The 16,720-nt window shown below is 54.2% G+C and carries 13 protein-coding genes and 3 tRNA genes; 8 read left to right on the forward strand and 8 right to left on the reverse strand.

The window, feature by feature from the left end; genetic code table 11:
• Positions 1-39: 39 nt before the first annotated feature.
• From CEK60_RS17105 to CEK60_RS17125, 5 genes are all read right to left on the reverse strand, one after another.
• Positions 40-114, reverse strand: a tRNA-Thr gene (locus CEK60_RS17105).
• Positions 115-128: 14 nt separating this feature from the next.
• Positions 129-202: transfer RNA gene (locus CEK60_RS17110), tRNA-Gly, on the reverse strand.
• Positions 203-307: 105 nt separating this feature from the next.
• Positions 308-391, reverse strand: a tRNA-Tyr gene (locus tag CEK60_RS17115).
• Positions 392-529: 138 nt separating this feature from the next.
• Positions 530-1,369 (reverse strand): type III pantothenate kinase, encoded by an 840-nt coding sequence (locus CEK60_RS17120; RefSeq protein WP_089040016.1) that lies wholly within the window; start codon positions 1,367-1,369, stop codon positions 530-532.
• Entirely contained in the window at positions 1,366-2,349 is a 984-nt protein-coding gene (locus CEK60_RS17125) for a biotin--[acetyl-CoA-carboxylase] ligase (protein ID WP_089040017.1), read from the reverse strand. The genes CEK60_RS17120 and CEK60_RS17125 overlap by 4 nt, the downstream gene beginning before the upstream one ends.
• 163 nt (positions 2,350-2,512) lie before the next feature.
• On the opposite strand from CEK60_RS17125, the gene typA reads away from it, so the two are divergent.
• The 6 genes from typA (at position 2,513) to CEK60_RS17155 (ending at position 10,061) form a co-directional block, all read left to right on the forward strand.
• A complete protein-coding gene (gene typA / locus CEK60_RS17130) occupies positions 2,513-4,339 on the forward strand; it encodes a translational GTPase TypA (protein ID WP_089040018.1) in 1,827 nt (608 codons plus the stop codon).
• Between the two features lie 305 nt (positions 4,340-4,644).
• The gene (locus tag CEK60_RS17135; protein WP_089040019.1) at positions 4,645-6,078 is read left to right on the forward strand and encodes a sodium-dependent transporter; all 1,434 of its coding nucleotides are present in this window, start codon (positions 4,645-4,647) and stop codon (positions 6,076-6,078) included.
• A 52-nt stretch (positions 6,079-6,130) separates the two neighbouring features.
• A complete protein-coding gene (locus CEK60_RS17140; protein ID WP_083000439.1) occupies positions 6,131-6,901 on the forward strand; it encodes an ABC transporter ATP-binding protein in 771 nt (256 codons plus the stop codon).
• Positions 6,902-6,986: 85 nt separating this feature from the next.
• Positions 6,987-7,715 carry an ABC transporter ATP-binding protein gene (locus tag CEK60_RS17145; protein WP_030074224.1) on the forward strand — a complete coding sequence of 243 codons (729 nt, stop codon included), beginning with the start codon at positions 6,987-6,989 and terminating at the stop codon, positions 7,713-7,715.
• Positions 7,716-7,731: 16 nt separating this feature from the next.
• Entirely contained in the window at positions 7,732-8,736 is a 1,005-nt protein-coding gene (locus CEK60_RS17150) for a branched-chain amino acid ABC transporter permease (RefSeq protein WP_089040020.1), read from the forward strand.
• Positions 8,736-10,061, forward strand: a complete 1,326-nt coding sequence (locus tag CEK60_RS17155; protein ID WP_089040021.1) for a branched-chain amino acid ABC transporter permease — start codon at positions 8,736-8,738, stop codon at positions 10,059-10,061. Before CEK60_RS17150 ends, CEK60_RS17155 begins: the two co-directional genes overlap by 1 nt.
• A gap of 108 nt (positions 10,062-10,169) precedes the next feature.
• Here the strand turns inward: CEK60_RS17155 and CEK60_RS17160 are convergent, their stop codons facing one another.
• Positions 10,170-11,378, reverse strand: a complete 1,209-nt coding sequence (locus CEK60_RS17160) for an ABC transporter substrate-binding protein (RefSeq protein WP_089040022.1) — start codon at positions 11,376-11,378, stop codon at positions 10,170-10,172.
• A 97-nt stretch (positions 11,379-11,475) separates the two neighbouring features.
• Positions 11,476-11,721, reverse strand: a complete 246-nt coding sequence (locus CEK60_RS17165; protein WP_089040023.1) for a hypothetical protein — start codon at positions 11,719-11,721, stop codon at positions 11,476-11,478.
• 66 nt (positions 11,722-11,787) lie between these two features.
• On the opposite strand from CEK60_RS17165, the gene CEK60_RS17170 reads away from it, so the two are divergent.
• Entirely contained in the window at positions 11,788-12,591 is an 804-nt protein-coding gene (locus CEK60_RS17170) for a TlpA disulfide reductase family protein (protein WP_089040024.1), read from the forward strand.
• 114 nt (positions 12,592-12,705) lie between these two features.
• Positions 12,706-15,651, forward strand: a complete 2,946-nt coding sequence (rapA, locus tag CEK60_RS17175; protein ID WP_089040025.1) for an RNA polymerase-associated protein RapA — start codon at positions 12,706-12,708, stop codon at positions 15,649-15,651.
• Positions 15,652-15,661: 10 nt separating this feature from the next.
• On the opposite strand, the gene CEK60_RS17180 is transcribed toward rapA, so the two are convergent.
• Positions 15,662-16,564 (reverse strand): TIGR01777 family oxidoreductase, encoded by a 903-nt coding sequence (locus tag CEK60_RS17180; RefSeq protein ID WP_089040026.1) that lies wholly within the window; start codon positions 16,562-16,564, stop codon positions 15,662-15,664.
• Positions 16,565-16,720: the final 156 nt, after the last annotated feature.

A 16,720-nucleotide genomic window follows, 5' to 3' on the forward strand; every position in this document is an offset into this window, starting at 1 on the left:
AAAACAAAAAAAGCGAGCTTGGCTCGCTTTTATGCAATATGGAGCTCATGGACGGAATTGAACCGTCGACCTCACCCTTACCAAGGGTGTGCTCTACCCCTGAGCTACATGAGCTAAATACATCAAACTGGAGCGGGCGGCGGGAATCGAACCCGCACCATCAGCTTGGAAGGCTGAGGTTCTACCATTGAACTACGCCCGCCGAACTTGCCTATGGAATGACAACCCGTTGCACGAGATACAGTAGCTAAGCCCGCTTACCGGCCTTTCATTCCCAAGCAATGACTCAGTCACTGCTCGATAAAACTGGTGGAGAGGGAAGGATTCGAACCTTCGAAGCTTTCGCGGCAGATTTACAGTCTGCTCCCTTTGGCCACTCGGGAACCTCTCCAGCTGTGGCGGCACATTATGCCAGCCTCCAAAGCCATGTCAAGCTTACAAACTCTTTATTTATCAAAGCTTGTGAACTTACCAACACTTGCGCACTAATATTTAAAGTGGCTTATGCCTTGGAACGCGCTGCATTCTGTCAAAGCAGCATTGAGAATGCAAGACCTGCGCGAATTTTTTCTAACGAAACAGGCTCAGGCACCCCTGGTGCGCCTGACATTTTTCCAGCACGCTCCGCAAAGGTCAGCGGAAAGCAGGCTTCCAGCCCCCCGTAGACCATATCCGGCCATACCGCATGGGGCACTTGAACACCACGGGAAACCACTCTGGCATCACCACCCGTCAATAGCACTGGCAATGCAATCCCCTGTTGATCGCAGACTTCACTGTAAATTCTATTAATCGCACTGACCGCCGCCATATAGATACCGTGATTGACAGCATCTACCGTACGCCTCCCCGGCTCCAATAACGCATCAGCTTCACTTTCTGGATCAATGGCTACGTTGCGGGTGCCTAATTTAAGGCTCTCTTTCATTAATCGTAACCCGGGGACGATAAATCCGCCGAGATGGACACCACCCGGCAATACAAAATCAATGGTGATCGCACTACCACAATCGACTGCACAGCAACCGCCCGCCAATTGGTAGCCTGCCAGCGCCCCCATCCAACGATCGACGCCCAGTCGCCCAGGCTCTTCATACCCGTTGACAACACCCAGTGCTTCAGGAGTTGAGCGTGCAACATACACTTGGCGCACTTGGCGACGCAGCAAGGCAACGGTCTCCTCCAGCACGGCAGCTCTAGCGACACTGGAAATGCGCACCGCCTCGACGACATCAAGATTCGGAATATCTGACCCAGGCCGCCACTCCTCCCGTGTCCACACAGCACCTCGTGAACGTATTTCACTACTTTCGGCATCTTTTAAACGCCATTTCGATAGCGTATTGCCGATATCCAAATCCAAAATCATAGGCGCCTGCGTACACTGATCTCACCGCCCGACAGGCGTCGCGAGTGATCATTTTCGGTAACCCAAAGATTACCACTCTCATCTACCTCTCTAGCCACTGCATCGCTTGAGCGCTCACCCTGAATAATACGGATCGGCAACCCTGCATAGGCATGGCGACTATTCCATTCATCTCTCCAAGGGGCAAACCCTTCGCTTTCGAAACCTGCCAGCATATCCAATAGCTCAGACACCATATCCGCGGCTAACTGATTGCGAGAAATACCCGCTTTTGCATCAAACAGCGCTGCCACAGGCTGATCAATAGCGGCACGCAAGCTATCGGGTAGCGATAGATTTATACCAATGCCAATGACCACTTCACAGGGGCCCGCTGCATCCCCAGTGACTTCAATCAAAATACCGGCCAGCTTGCCAAGCTCACTACCTTTCTCTGCCAGCAGTATATCGTTAGGCCATTTTAATTTTGGTGAAACCCCATACTGCTCCAGCACTTGAGCAACCACCACGCCAACCGCAAGACTCAACCCCTCCAGCGCGTTAACCCCTGATTCAAAACGCCAGCCAAGCGAGAGCATCAAGCTTTGCCCCCAAGGCGTAGACCATACGCGCCCGCGACGGCCACGACCTGCGGTTTGCAGCTCAGCAAAGCATACTTCGCCGTGCCCGGCTCCCTGCGCAAAGCGTTCGCGCACATATTCATTGCTCGATGGCAGCTGGTCTTCAATGAATAGCCTGGTTAAGAGGTGGCGAGCACTAGCGGGCAAACGCTCTACAATTTTTGCCCCATCAAGCGGCTCTAGCGGATAGGCAAGTCGATACCCTCGACCTTTCACAGCCACCAATTCAACGCCCAATGCGTCTAATTTTTTTAGTTGTTTCCATACGGCGGCTCGGGAAACGCCCAGCGCTTCACCTAATTGTTCACCGGAATGAACCTCGCCATCGCTCAACAAACGCATCAGGTTACCGATGGTCATGTGCTTGCCCCAACTGGGAAAACACCTATCTTAACGGAAGCACCGCTGGAGCGAAAACTGCCATGTTTAGGTTATTGACTTGCACCTTTATTTAAGACAGCACTGGTAGTGGACCGTGCCCAGACCCTATAATGCCGCCCTATTTTTCTAGCAGGATCGCGTCGTGATCGAGAATCTTCGCAACATTGCCATCATCGCCCACGTAGACCACGGTAAAACCACCTTGGTAGACAAGCTGTTAAGTCAGTCCGGAACGCTCGACCGCAAGGCCGAAGGCCAAGAGCGCATCATGGACTCCAATGACCAGGAAAAAGAGCGCGGTATTACCATCCTGGCCAAAAACACTGCTATTCAGTGGCAAGATGGCAATGGTAAGGATTACCACATCAACATCGTGGACACCCCTGGACACGCCGACTTTGGTGGCGAAGTCGAGCGGGTTATGTCCATGGTGGACTCGGTACTGCTTCTGGTAGACGCCGTTGACGGCCCTATGCCGCAGACTCGCTTCGTTACCCAGAAAGCATTTGCCCAGGGCCTAAAACCGATCGTCGTCGTCAATAAAATTGACCGCCCCGGCGCACGCCCGGACTGGGTTATCGACCAGATCTTTGATCTGTTTGACAACCTAGGGGCTTCTGATGACCAGCTCGACTTCCCGATCATCTACTGCTCGGCGCTAAACGGCATTGCCGGCATGGACCCTGAAGAGCTGTCCGACAACATGGATCCCATGTTCCAGGCGATTGTCGATATCGTTGAGCCGCCCGCGGTTGAGATCGATGGTCCATTCCAGATGCAAATCTCCGCACTGGATTACAACAGCTACGTCGGCGTTATCGGCCTTGGCCGCATCAAGCGTGGCTCGGTGAAGCCTAACCAGCAAATTTCGATCATCAGCGTTGATGGCTCTACCCGTAAGGGTAAGATCGGCCAGGTCATGACTCATATGGGTCTTGAGCGCGTCCAGACAACGGAAGCGACAGCAGGCGATATCGTCTGCGTTACTGGCATTGAAGATCTATCAATTTCTGACACGCTGTGTGACCCGAGTGCCATTGAAGCGCTGCCGCCGTTGTCTGTTGACGAGCCGACCGTTTCGATGACGTTCCAGGTCAATGACTCACCGTTCGCCGGAAAAGAAGGCAAGTTCGTCACCAGCCGTAATATTAAAGATCGTCTGGAACAAGAGCTTATCCACAACGTGGCGCTACGCGTTGAACAGGGCGAAACCCCTGAGAAGTTCAAAGTTTCTGGCCGTGGTGAGCTTCACTTATCAGTGTTGATTGAAACCATGCGTCGCGAAGGCTTCGAGCTGGCGGTTGGCCGTCCAGAAGTCATCATTAAAGAGATCGACGGCGTTAAGCAAGAGCCCTACGAAGAAGTCATCATCGACTGTGAAGAGCAGCATCAAGGCTCGATCATGGAAGAGCTTGGCTACCGCAAGGGTGAAATGACCAATATGAACCCCGATGGTAAGGGTCGTGTGCGTCTCGACTTCATCATCCCGGCGCGCGGTTTGATTGGTTTCCGTGGTCAATTCTTAACCTTGACCTCCGGCACCGGCATCCTGACCAGCCGCTTTGATCACTACGGCCCGCTAAAGCCCGATGCTTCCATCGAGCGTCGCAATGGCGTACTGGTCTCAATGGTTGGCGGCAAAGCCCTTGCTTATGCACTCTACGCCCTGCAAGAGCGCGGCAAGCTGATTATCGATCACGCCACTGAAGTATACGAAGGTATGCTGATTGGTATTAATAATCGTGCCAATGACATGGTCGTTAACCCGACCAAAGGTAAGAAACTCGATAACATGCGCTCAACGGGTAACGATGAAAACATCGTGTTGACGCCGCCGATCAAGTTTACTCTTGAACAGGCTATCGAGTTCTTGGATTCCGATGAACTGGTTGAAGTTACTCCCAGCCATATTCGTCTACGCAAGAAGCACCTGACAGAAAACGAGCGTAAGCGTGCTGGCAAGAAGTAAGCTCTCGCCAGTCAATGCTCGATAGTCAGTACCCCAAAGCCCGCCATGTGCGGGCTTCTTTTTGGCTTCAGTTAACGATCACCCCTCGCTCATTTCCCGTCTCCGTATTACCCCACACGCCCCGCCCCCTGCGCCAAGTGGCTTCGTAAACGCAGCCTTAACGCTAGCAGGCTGGTAAGCGTAGGCGTTCTATCGCACAGTAACGCTACTATCAGTGCGTCCCTAGGCCGCTGGCAATCTACAATTCATACAAGTGTTTGGATAGTTACCCTCATCCTTCCACTACCACACGGACACTCCTCCACATGAGCGGTCATAACGTCTGGACTCACAAAGGCACGTTTTTGCTGGCAGCGGTCGGTTCAGCCGTCGGCTTGGGCAATCTCTGGCGCTTCCCCTATCTCACCGGGGAAAATGGTGGCGGCGCGTTTATTTTAATTTATGCACTGACCATCTTTGCTGTCGGCATCCCCATTTTAATTGCCGAAACAATGCTTGGCCGTACCAGTCGTCAAAGCCCTATTATGGGGATGCGCCATTTAACTAAAACACACAAGACCTCCCGTGCCTGGGAATCGATTGGCTGGTTGGGCGCTGCTTCCGCTTTTTTAATTTTGAGCTTTTATTCCGTCATCGCTGGCTGGGCACTGCACTACACGTGGCTAATGCTAACCGGCTCACTCGTGGGTGCCGATGCAGCAACGATTAGTGCTGGCTTTGATGCGTTGCTGGCGTCTCCGGGTCTGATGACGCTTTATCACACGCTGTTTATCGCCTTCTCGGCATTAATTGTCGGCATGGGGATTCATAAAGGGATAGAGTCAGGGCTGCGCATCATGATGCCAGCGCTGTTTGTTATTCTCATCGTGGTACTTATCTACGGCGTCATCAATGGCGACGTGAGAGCGGCAGCCAGCTTTCTGTTTACGTTCAATATTGCCGATCTCAGCTTAGAAGGCTGGTTACAAGCGATGGGGCAATCCTTCTTCACCCTGAGCCTTGGAATGGGGGCCATCATGGCCTACGGCGCTTATATTTCCAGCGAAGCCTCTCTAACCCGTACCGCTATCGCCGTGGCATTTGTAGATACTGCAGTTGCCATGGTGGCAGGGCTAGCAATTTTCTCGCTGGTCTTTGGTGCGGGGCTCGAAACCGGCCAAGGCCCGGGACTGATGTTTGTCACTCTGCCGCTAGCATTTGCTGACATGCCGTTTGGTGCTCTGGTGGGCGGGGTCTTTTTTATTCTGGTGCTAGGGGCCGCGATTAGCTCGTCTATTTCATTGATAGAGCCGGTCGCTGCCTTCCTGGTTGAGCGTTTTGATATGACGCGCCCTCAGGCAGTCACCATCATGGTCGTCGCGGCTTGGGCGATGGGCTTACTGACCGTGGTGAGCTTCAATATATGGGCCGAAGGGACGCTTTTCCACGCTCTATTTGGACGCAGCGCTTTTGAATTCATTGAGCTGTTGACCAATATCTTTATGCCGCTGGGCGGGCTAATGATCGCTCTATTTGCGGGCTGGGCACTGACTCAAAACGAAGTCATGAAAGAGCTTGGCACCAACATCACTTGGTTTAAAACGTGGCGCTTCCTGGTGCGCTTTGTTGGCCCTGCTGCGGTGTCGTTTGTATTTTTACGTACTATTCCACAGGTGGAAGGCTACGTTGTCCCAACCCTCGGCGCACTGCTCATTGTGGGTGTATTTGCCTTGAGCCAGCGGCTGCGTAAGTCTGCTTAATATAATTCTAATAACGCGGGTGGACAAAGGTCGCCTGCGACGCGAGGACACGATGACTCCCCTTATTGAGGTACAACACGTCAACAAAGCCTTCGGCGGGCTGCACGTTATCAATGACTGCTCAATCCGGGTTGAAAAGGGTTCGATTACCGGCATGATCGGCCCCAATGGGGCAGGTAAGTCGACGCTTTTCAATTTAATTGCGGGCGCACTTACGCCAGATAGTGGCCGCATTCTGCTGGACGGTGAAGACATTACGTCGCTAAGCGCTGATCAACGTTTCCACAAAGGGTTACTGCGCACCTTCCAAATCGCCCATGAGTTCAGCCAAATGAGCGCGCTGGAAAACTTGATGATGGTGCCACCCAACCAAGCAGGGGAACGTCTATTCAACACCTGGTTCAAGCCTGCTCTGGTCCGCAGCCAGGAGGCAGAGGTACGCCGCCGCGCACTGGAAGTCATTGAGTTTGTTGGTTTGCATCATGTACGCAACGAGCTTGCGGGCAACTTATCGGGTGGTCAGAAAAAATTGCTAGAGCTTGGCCGCACGATGATGACCGATGCCAAAGTCGTGCTGTTAGACGAAATCGCCGCCGGTGTAAACCGCACGCTACTCGGCGACTTAATGGGCAACATCGAACGTTTAAATCGCGAAATGGGCTATACCTTTCTGGTGATTGAGCACGATATGGATATGATTTCGCGGCTCTGCGATCCAGTGATTGTACTGGCACAAGGCAGCGTTATGGTTGAGGGTTCAATTGAAGAAATACAAAACAATCCGGCCGTTATAGAAGCCTATTTCGGTACTGATGCCGCTTGATAGCGCTGAGTTTGTCACCTAAACAATAGCCACAACAACATGGTCGCCATTGTTCACCGCAGTGCGGCCCAGCTGAGACGCGTTTATGTCATCCACACCGTCATCCCCACAGCCACTGCTCGAGGCACGCGATGTGCACGGCGGCTATGGCAGTATGAATATCCTTAACGGGGTCAATATGACCCTGTATGCCGATGAAGTCGGTGTCATTGTTGGTCCTAACGGGGCGGGCAAATCCACTATGCTAAAAGCAGTGTTTGGGCTGCTGAACGTTAATCAAGGCGAGATTTTGCTTAACGGGCAGCCGATCCATAACCTGCCGCCGAATCAGTTGGTTGAGCGTGGTATGGGGTTTGTCCCCCAGGAGAAAAACGTTTTCCCCAGCCTGACGGTGAAGGAAAACCTGGAAATGGGCGCCTATCTAAAACCTCAAAACGTAAAGCGCATGCTGGAGCAAGTTTACGACTTCTTCCCCCCTCTCGTTGAGAAGCGCCACCAGCCTGCAGGAGAGCTTTCCGGTGGCCAGCGCCAAATGGTCGCCATGGGCCGTGCGCTAATGGCTGAACCTAGTCTGCTGCTGCTGGATGAGCCAACCGCTGGCTTGTCGCCCCTTTACATGAATGAAATTTTTGACCGGGTTAAAAAAATCAACGCTGCCGGTGTGGGCATTTTGATGGTGGAACAGAATGCTAAACAGGCCTTAGCCATTGCCGATAAAGGCTTTGTGCTGGCGGCGGGACAAAACCGCTTTACAGACACCGGGGCTGCGTTACTGGCTGACCCTGACGTCGCCAAAAGCTTTTTGGGCGGCTAGCCCGGGGGAGAAACGCGTGAACGAACTGGTCTTTTTTATCAATAACGTGGTGATTGCCGGTAGCGTCACTGGCTCTATTTATGCCATTGGCGCCATTGGCGTCACGCTCATTTTTAGCATTATGCGCTTTGCCCATTTTGCCCATGCCGACATCATGACGTTTGGTGCCTTCATGGTGCTGCTCCTGACGACCGCCTTCCCAGCGGTGGGCGCCAGTATCGGGGTGCCGACGGCGCTCGTCATGCTGCCGCTAGCGATGCTGCTTACTGCGGCACTGGCAGTAGGCATTGATAAAGCGTTTTATAAGCCGCTACGCGCCCATGGCGTCAAGCCTATCGTGATGGTGATTGGCTCGCTGGGCGTGACACTTATGCTCCAAGGGCTTATCCGGCTATTCTCAGGCACCGGTGGTCAGAGCTTGTACGTCGATGACCGCAAGGAAATTTTCCGCATCGCGCTACCTTTCGAGGGCGTTCGGGCCCCCATCGTGATTACCGAACCACAGATTTATCTGTTTGTGATTACGCTAGTGGCCGTGGTCGCCCTACACCTATTCCTCAATCGCTCGCGACTTGGCAAAGCCATGCGCGCCATGTCAGACAACCCCGAGCTTGCCCAGGCATCTGGTATTAATACCAACACCATCGTGGCCGTCACATGGGTGATTGCTGGCGCACTGGCGGCAATTGCGGGCACCCTGCTGTCATTAGACGTCACGTTTAAACCCGACCTAAGCTTCTTCCTGCTACTGCCTATTTTCGCGGCGGCCATTGTCGGCGGCGTAGGCCACCCCTACGGGGCCATTGCAGGAGGATTTGTCGTCGGCTTTGCAGAAACCCTGGCAGTATTTAATTGGAATGTTCTCCTGCGCCCTTTCCGCGACAGCCTACCTACTTGGCTAGAGCTCCCTTCCAATCTCGCCTTTGTAGGCACTGAGTACAAAATTGTGGTGCCGTTCTTTATTTTGGTGGCCATCTTAGTGTGGCGCCCTACCGGCCTGTTTAAAGGCAAGGTGATCTAATGAGCCATTCCACAAAAAACCGTAATCCTGCTTACACGCCCAAAGATGCCACTCCTGAACGGCGCTTTCCGTTGCGCGAACTGGTGCTGTTTGGCGCTCTATTAGCTGCCGTGCTAGCGGTGTACGCGATAATGGGAGCGGCCTACAGCACGCGTATGCTGGTAGAGGCTGCTTGTTACGCTATTCTTGCCCTGGGCCTAACGATTCAATGGGGCTATGCCGGGCAGTTTAATGCTGGCGTCATGGGCTTCGTCGCGCTCGGCGGTTTCTGCGCCATGCTATTTAGCGTCCCGGTGAATGACGCATTCTGGGGTACTGAACTGCCGGGAGAGCTCGGCCAAGTTCTGCTGTATGGCATTGCGGCAACCTTGATCGTCGTCGGAGTGACAAAGCTTGACCGATTCGGCGTGCCGAAAAAGCTACGCACCGTGCTCGCCATCGTGATCGGAATCGTACTCTATTTGATTGTCATCAGCCTGCTGCGCGAAGTGACCAGCCAAATACAGTCTCAAGCGGGCTTTATTGGCGGATTTGGCTTGCCGGCCTGGGTGGGCTGGATTGTAGGTGGCGCGCTTGCTGGCGGCGTTGGTTACTTTATTGGCCACGTTTGCCTTGGCCTACGCAGTGACTACCTCGCCATTGCCACCCTGGGTATCGCGGAAATCATCAAAGCTTTTTTGAAAAATTCCGACTGGCTGACGCGTGGCACGGCCACGGTATCACCTCTTCCTTGGCCGACCCCCGGCCCGGCGGAACTCGGCTTTACGCTTTCCCGAGCAATTTATCTCTCAGTGACAGCTGTCGTGATCGCAGTGATTTTCTTTTTACTCCATCGGGCTTACCACGCCCCCTGGGGAAGAATGATTCGTGCGATTCGCGATAACGAAGTCTCGTCAGCGGCCATGGGTAAAGATATCAATAAGCGGCGCTTGGAGATTTTCGTATTAGGCTGCATTTTGATGGGCCTTGGCGGCGGCATGCTGGGCACCTTTAACAGCCTGTTTGATCCTCAAGGCTACTTGCCTCTCAACCACACCTTCCTGGTGCTGGTCATGGTTATTTTAGGTGGCCCAGGTAATAACCTTGGCACCATTTTTGGGGCGGTCGCAGTTTATATCATTTGGATTATGTCAGAGCCGTTGGCGCTATTTTTAATGCAACTAGCGGTCACACTGGGGGAAAACGCCTTCGGCTGGGAAGCGCCTAGCAATATGGATAGCCGGGCACTGCAAGCGCGGGTTCTAGTAATCGGTATGTTGATTACCTTGGTGCTACGCTTTGCTCCGAAAGGCCTGCTGCCAGAGAAAATTAAAACCCTCGGTTAACGTCCTCACAGTGCTAAAAACTCACTGTGTTAAAAACTTACAGTGCTAAAAAAACGCCCCGGGCTTGCCTGGGGCGTTTCGGTTATTGCTTAAAGAGCGTCATTTTGACTAGAGGTCAACCAAGCCCTTGCCGGTGAACGAGCCGTCTTCTACCACCATTTCCACAACAACCCCAGGCACGTCGCCGTTTTCATCAAATTCATGAGAGCCAGAGGCGCCTTCGTAGTTGATCTCGGTACCCGCTGCGATCAGCTCAAGCGCTTTTTCCCACTCACCCGGCAGTATCACTTCGCCTGGCGCACTGGAAACACTGCGTAGCGCTTCAGAAAGCCCTTCACGCTCGGCACTGCCATTTTGCTCAATAGCCAACGCTACTAGGAAAGCCGCGTCATAAGCTTGGGCAGCAAACACGGCACTAGGATCAATGTCTGCCGCGGTAGCCGCTTCATTAAAGATGTCCGTGCCGGGGAGATCAGGGCTACCAGGCCGTGTGGCGATCATGCCGTCTAGCACGTCTGCGCCAATCGCTTCTATTAAGCTATCCCCCACCATGCCATCGGCGCCCACATACTGGGTGAACATGCCGCTTTCGTAGGCTTGGCGCAGTACCGTCTGGCCGGAGGTATCGGCATAGGCCAGCACGACCAGCGTGTCTGCGCCACTCGAAGACAGCGAGCCAAGCTCAGAGCGATAGTCGGCACGGTTATCTTCATGTGCGAGGTTTTCGGCTATTTCGCCACCGCCCGCTTCAAAGGCGCCACTGAAGGCATCCGATAAGCCACGGCCATAGTCGTTGTTAACGTAGGTCACCGCGACAAAGTCGATACCTTTATCAAGCAGTAGCTTAGCAAGCATTTCGCCCTGGAAGGCATCCGATGGCACGGTACGGAAAACTAAGTCGTTGTCGTCTAACTCAGAGACAGCGGGGGCCGTTGACGCAGGTGAGACCATCAACACACCACCGGGAACCGCGGCGTTATTAGCAGCGGCAACCGTCGCCCCAGTACATAAAGCGCCGACAATCGCGGTGACTTGCTCAGAGTTCACCATACGATCTGCGGCGTTAGACGCAGCCGATGCATCCGAGCAGGTGGTATCCCCGGAAGGCATTTCCAATGTTTGCCCACCCAAGATACCGCCCTGCTCATTTATCTGCGCAACGGCAAGCTGAGCACCTGCAAAAATGGGTGGCGTCAGGCTTTCAATTCCCCCGGTAAAGCCGCCCAAGAAGCCAACTTTGACCTCCGCCTGGGCCATGCCCGCTAAAGCGAGTGATGAGGCCGCAACGGCGGTGGCTAATGTGCGCTTATTAATCATATTATTGGTCGCTCCCAGTATATTAAGTGCCCCGACTGTCCAGCGCGGGACTTCTCTTAATCTGGAACCGTAACGCCAAAAACACAAGCAACGCTTTCTAACGCTCCTCCTCTTCATCCGCATTTTGGCGACGCTCAGCCATCTGTTTTTGGTAACGCTTATTTTGGTACAGTCGCACCAGCGCAATCGTAAGCGCCGACGCGACCATGACAGCCAGCACACCCCCTTGCCAGGGGCGCGCAGCATCGCCCATTACGGTTTCCAGCGTAATAATCAGCATTAAACCCAGCGCCTGCGACCCAATGGCCAGCGCCCGCAGTATGTCGAAAGCGGGTTGTGGCATAGACATCTCCGTAATGTTTAACGTGCGTGGTATGGTTCACCAGTGTACCTGCTTAACGGAAAAATCATGAATGCGATTGCCATTGGACCACTGCTGATCTCCACCCCTAGGCTATATGCCCTCGGCTGCGCGCTACTGCTGTTATTGGCTAGCCGCTATCTGTTGGGATTAACGTCTTCTCAGCATGGGCGCTGGTTCAACGGGCTACTGGTGGTATGGCTACTGGCGGCTCGAATTGTTTTTGTCGTGCTCAACTGGGAAAGCTACAGCGCAGAACCGCTCGAGGCGCTCAAGCTATGGCAGCCCGGTTACAACGCGCTGGGCGGCCTAATCGCGGGGTTAATTTGGACAGCCTGGGCACTACGCAAGCGGCTGCTGTCGCTTATCGGCGGCCTTGCCATGTTGATTGGCACAACAAGCCTGTGGCTGGTCTTGGTAACGCTTGCCCCCTTAGGCAATGAATTTGCTATTGATACGTTGCCGGAGGTGACGTTGGACGATGTGGACGGCAACGCAGTGCATCTCCCTTCGCTGGCCGAAAGCGGTGACCTTATTATCGTTAATCTATGGGCGACCTGGTGCCCCCCCTGCCTGCGGGAGATGCCGCTGCTTGAAGAGGCAGCCAAGCGTGACGATGTCAGTGTGGTAATCGCGAACCAAGGCGAGGACTTACTGCCCGTCGTGCGCTATTTAGACGAGCAGGGACTGGATTTTCGCTACGCGCTGCGTGACCCAAGCCAAACGCTAATGGCGCAATTTCAAGCGCCAGGCCTACCCACCACGGTACTTTTTGATCGCCAGGGCAACACGCTGGATGTCCACGTTGGCGAGTTAACCCGAGCCCAGCTGGAACGCTGGTTAAAAGATTGACCACGATAGACCTTAATCCCCCCGCCGCTTTGCGTTAGAATCCCCCGCCCTGTTGCCACCGGAAACCTGCCCCGGTGGCGTACAACCTGTTTCTGTAGACTTCCTCGAGGCATCATGAGCGATTTTTCTCCCGGCCAGCGTTGGATTAGCGACGGCGAGGCTGAGCTTGGACTCGGCACCGTGCTTAACTGCGACGCCCGTAGCGTTACCATTTTGTTCAGTGCCAGCCAGGAAACCCGTACGTACAACACTCGCCAAGCCCCCTTAACTCGCGTCATGTTCGGCGGTGGCGACCGCGTGATTTCTGCTGATGGCTGGCAGATGATCGTAGACGATAGCAAAGAGACCAGCGGCTTAATCACTTATATTGGCGAAGATAGCGACGGCAATCCTCGTGAGCTATCCGAGGCAAAGCTTGCCGATACCATGCAGTTTGATCAGGCGCGCGATCGGCTGCTGACTGGCCAGGTTGATCGCAATGATTGGTTCGATCTGCGCTTTCGCACGCTGCACCACTATCAGCGCATTGAGCAGCACAGCGCCCTGGGCTTTGCTGGGCCGCGTATCGATCTGATACCCCACCAGCTTTATATCGCTGACGAAGTGGCAGGCCGCCATGCGCCGCGTGTCTTGCTTGCGGACGAAGTTGGGCTGGGTAAAACGATCGAGGCTGGGTTGGTTCTGCACCGCCTCCTCCTGGCTGGCCGAGTAGAACGCGCATTAATTTTGGTGCCTGACAGCCTTACCCACCAATGGCTAGTAGAGCTTTTACGCCGTTTCTCACTTAAGGTCAGCTTGCTAGATGAGCAGCAAAGTCTCGCCCACGGTAGCGCTAACCCATTTGAAAGCGCTCAAATAGTACTGGCCAGTCAAGGTTGGCTGTTCGCCAACACACACCGTCAAGAACAAGCCCTGGCGAGCCACTTTGACCTGCTGATCGTCGATGAAGCCCACCATCTCGACTGGAGCCCTGATGGCAGCGGTCCAGGCTATCAGTGCGTTGAGCAGCTTGCTGCTGATATTCCTGGCTTATTGCTGCTGACGGCCACGCCAGAGCAGATGGGGGTGGAGAGCCATTTTGCTCGCCTGCGCTTGCTAGATGCCGAGCGTTACCACGATATCGAACGCTTTAAAGACGAAGAGCATCATTACATCGCTGTCGCTCAAGCCATTGATGCCTTGGATGAGCTACCCAATACCGTCGAGGCCCGTGAACGGGTCGATAATGTCGCGGACGACCGCGACAGTCAGGCGCTGCTAGCAACGTTATGCAACCCTGAAGCCAGTACCGAACAGCAGAATGCTGCTCGCGCTCAGTTACGCGATGCTCTGCTTGATCGTCACGGTACCGGGCGCGTCATGTTCCGCAACAGCCGCCGTCATGTGGGAGGATTCCCAGAACGTCGCCTGCACCTAGCTCAGTTGGAACTCCCATCGGCCTATCGGCGCGTGCTTCGTCGCTTGGAACGCGATGATGACTACCTGGATGAGTTGCTGATTGAAACGGGCATGGATCACCCGGACGTATTGATCTATCCAGACACGATGTACCGTGAGCTCAGCAACGACCCGCTTAACACCGAATCCTGGTGGCATATCGACCCACGGGTAAACTGGCTGCTGGAAAAACTTAGCGACGATAGCGATAGCGGCTTTGCCAATGACAAAGTGCTGATTATTGCTCACCACAGAGAAACCGCTGAAGGACTTGCCGAAGGGCTGCGCGTACTAGGCGGCTATCACGCACCGGTGTTCCACGAAGGGCTATCGCTGGTGGAGCGTGACCGGGCCGCAGCGGCATTTGCCGATGAAGAAGACGGCTGCCAAGTGCTGGTGTGCTCTGAAATTGGCTCAGAAGGCCGCAACTTTCAGTTCTGCCGCCACTTGGTGATGTTTGATATGCCCCAGCACCCCGACCAGTTGGAGCAGCGTATCGGCCGCCTCGACCGGATAGGTCAGCGCCACGCAATTGAACTCCATGCCCCCACCTTCACTGGCAGCCCAGGCGAGCGCCTGCTGCGCTGGTACCACGAAGGCATGGATGCTTTTAGCGCGCCTCACGGCATTGGCAGCGACCTCTTTGATGCGTTTGGCGATGCTCTGGCCGATGCGTTACTCGATGATGAAATGCTCAATGAGATCATCGATGAAACCCGTGAAATGTTCACCGCCAAACTGGCTGAGCGGGACGCAGGTCGTAACCGACTGCTAGAACTAAACGCCTGCCGCCCTGCCCGTGCTCAGCAGGTAATTGATGCGGTGCGTGAGTTGGATGAAGACCCGGCGTTGCCGCGTTTTGTAGAGCGCGCCCTGGATATTTTTGGCGTAGACAGTCAAGAGATTGGCAATGGCTTGCTTTATTTACAGCCTAGCCAACACATGCTGGATGGGCTCCCCGGGCTAGTGAAAGGTGAAGAGGGCTTCTCGGCTACTTACAGCCGTTCGCTGGCACTTGCACGAGACGATATTCAGCGACTTTCTTGGGAACACCCGCTGCTGCGCGAAATGATGGAGCGCATTCTAGATGGCACAATGGGTAACACCGCGTTGGCGCTATTACGCCATCCCGCCATTCCCAGCGGCCGTTTAATGGCTGAACTGGTGTTCCGCACCCAGTGCCCTGCACCTAAATCGCTGCACATCAACCGCTTCCTGCCGCCCACGGCAGTGCGCGTCCTGCTTGATGAGTCAGGCGCAAACCTAACCAGCAAGATCTCCTTCACTGGTCTTGGCAAGAATCTACAGAAAGTGAACAAATCACTGGCACGAGATTTGATCAAGAGCCGCCATGACCAGCTGCGTGCGCTTCTCATTCAGGGGGAAGGTGAAGCCGAACGTGAACTGCCCAGCATCGTAGAAAGTGCTGAAACACGCATGCGAGCTCAGTTAGATGCCGAACTAGCCCGCTTGACCGCCCTGGCAGAGCACAACCCAGCGGTTCGTAGTGAAGAGCTTGAGGCGCTGAAGCAAGAGCGCCAAGCGCTCAGCGACGCGATAGAAAACACTCGCTTACGGCTTGATTCCGTGCGAGTGATAATCACCGTCGACCCCAACGCCTAACGTGGAAAGACTAAAGAATCGCCGCTAACGCCTTATCAAGGGTCGGGTACTGAAAGGTAAATCCAGCCTCGGTAAGGCGTGCAGGGCGCATATCGGCCCCGGTCAGCAACAGCTGCGACATTTCTCCAAAGCCCGCTTTTAGTACAAAAGCGGGCACGGGGAAAATCGCCGGCCGGTGAAGCTGCTTAGCCAACGTTTTCGTGAACTCAGCATTCGTCACTGGGTGCGGCGCACTGCCATTAAACGCGCCTGAAAGCGTTGATTCGTTCATCAAAAACATAATCGCTGCCACAAGATCGTCACGATGAATCCAGGGCATAAACTGTGTGCCGCTCCCAAAACGCCCCCCAAGTCCGAGCTTAAAGGGTGGCAGCATCTTCTGCAGCGTACCGCCCCCTGCCTCAAGCACTAAACCAATACGCAGTATCGCTAAGCGAACGCCCATCGCCTCAATCGGTTTTGCCGCTGCTTCCCACTGCGCACAAAGCTGATGAGCAAACTCATCGTTTGGCGGCGTTGTTTCATCCACCACCTTGTCGCCTTGATCGCCGTAATAGCCCATCGCAGAGCCGCTAATCATCACGCTAGGTAACGCTTGCCCGTTGGCTTTGAGCTGCTCACAAAGCGTAATCAGTTGCTGCGTACTGTCGATACGAGAGCGAATTAGTGTCTCTTTTTGGCTGTTACTCCAGCGCTTTGCAGCAATCGACTCACCGGCAAGGTTCACCAACACTTCCGGTGGGGTGTCCATAAATGCCTGAGCGCTATCACGAATATCGCAGGCTTTTGGCAACCTACCACGCACCTGATGCGGGGATCGGGAAACCACCTGCACATCATGCCCTTGGGTGAGGAGTTGTTGGCAGAGCCGCTGACCAACAAAGCCGCTACCTCCGGTGATTAATACCCGCATGGTGTCACTCCTGTGGTTGGTTAAGGTGGCTAGCGTATGCCCGCGTCGACGCTGAACTGCAAAGCTGGGAATAGCCGTCAGCTAAATGATCATTGCATAATATTTTATTGTACGATATCTATACACAAATGCTACATACTGACCATTGCACATTTC

The sequence above is a fragment of the Halomonas sp. N3-2A genome, from assembly GCF_002216165.1.
Lineage (GTDB): Bacteria > Pseudomonadota > Gammaproteobacteria > Pseudomonadales > Halomonadaceae > Vreelandella.